General features: G+C 47.4%; 1 protein-coding gene and 1 pseudogene. One reads left to right on the forward strand and one right to left on the reverse strand.

Going from position 1 to position 1,343, the window contains the following annotated elements:
* Nucleotides 1–252: 252 nt before the first annotated feature.
* Nucleotides 253–913: pseudogene (locus C7N83_RS13825) on the reverse strand (transposase).
* A 166-nt stretch (nt 914–1,079) separates the two neighbouring features.
* Here C7N83_RS13825 and C7N83_RS17200 point away from each other — a divergent pair.
* The gene (locus C7N83_RS17200; RefSeq protein WP_106743279.1) at nt 1,080–1,343 is read left to right on the forward strand and encodes an IS630 transposase-related protein; all 264 of its coding nucleotides are present in this window, start codon (nt 1,080–1,082) and stop codon (nt 1,341–1,343) included.

Consider the following 1,343-nt stretch of genomic DNA (forward strand, 5'->3'; position numbering starts at 1 on the left):
GGCATACCTTCCTCCGGCTGTCTCCGATAACCCGGACTTGAATCCGATTGAAAAGATGCGGGTTTGGGTTAAACGGCTGCGTAAGATGTGGCGGCTGGGCTGTGTCGATTCTTTGTTCTTTTATTTGTTTTGTTTTGGTTTTTAGTGATTTCACTATTAAAATTGATTAAATTACCTATTTTTCTTTATTCTCGATATTAAACCATTTACCAAAGCATATCTTACATATTAAAAAATAGGGGCTGACGTAGATTAGCCCCAAACACCACACCATTTCCGCAGCATTTCAAGCTGCCCGGACGGTGTGCCGAAGTCAAAGCGGAACCCGCATTCTTTCAGGAACAGCAGGCAAGATTTACGGCCAACCCCATTGTATTTGCGCAAGACGCACTTCGCCCGGTTCCAACAATTTGCAATGCCGCCGATAGGGTTTTGACGGTCTGCAAAAAACCGTGAACGGTTGATGCGCTGATGCGCGAACCTGCCCGCATCAAGCACGCCACAGCCCCTGTCACTACCGGCATAAACAATGCCGTCAGGTGTTGTTTGCTGTTTGACAACCGGAAATAACGTATCCTTCCCGTTATCCCCCGCAACGGCGGTACCAACCTTTCCCTGCCGCTTTAAGGTGCCGGATACAGCCGCTTTCCCTGCTGCCACACGGCCGCGTTTACCCTTACGCCGACCGCCGAAATAACCCCCGTCCGGCCCGGGGGGGGCCTCTGAAAACCCCGCCGGCTGCCTGCGCCAAATGACAGGCAGTCACCCGGCGGGTTTTGCGGTAGGACAACATAGCCCAACCGGGTTGGATACCCAGAATATCAACGGCTGCACGGGCCATTACTTCCGGTACAAAAAACCGGAGGAGTTTTCTTTGGATATTCTTTGTTAATTTATAATTGGTTATCTTCATTTTTTCAGTCTGAAATGACTGCTAATCTACGTCAGGCCCAAAAAATATGTGATATATTGAAAAAGACTTAATTCTTTCTTTTCATTTGTTTCTGTTACAAAAATAACAACAAGAATACGAATAGTTGCAGCATATAAAGAAAATTAAATTTAGCACAATACCACATATGGCATACTCAAAAGACTACCGGCAAATGATACTGAACAAACTTGCAGCAGGTGCTTCCTATCGGGCACTGGCCGGCGGGTACAACATCAGCAAAGCCACCATACAAAACCGGAAAAAACGGCTGGAGAAAAAAAGTTGTTACCACACGCAAGTCAAAAATAAGCATGGAAAAATTACGGCAGGGCGTCGGACAAGTATCCCGACCACTTCCAACGTGGGCAGACTGTGCGCTTTAACTGCACCCAACGGGCAATCCGCATAG

The sequence above is a fragment of the Neisseria iguanae genome (genome assembly GCF_003013245.1).
GTDB classification, from domain to species: domain Bacteria; phylum Pseudomonadota; class Gammaproteobacteria; order Burkholderiales; family Neisseriaceae; genus Neisseria; species Neisseria iguanae.

Bases quoted from the DNA above. Each gene is read 5' to 3' on its own strand.
- C7N83_RS17200 (WP_106743279.1), top strand. From the start codon at position 1,080: ATGGCATACTCAAAAGACTACCGGCAAATGATACTGAACAAACTTGCA.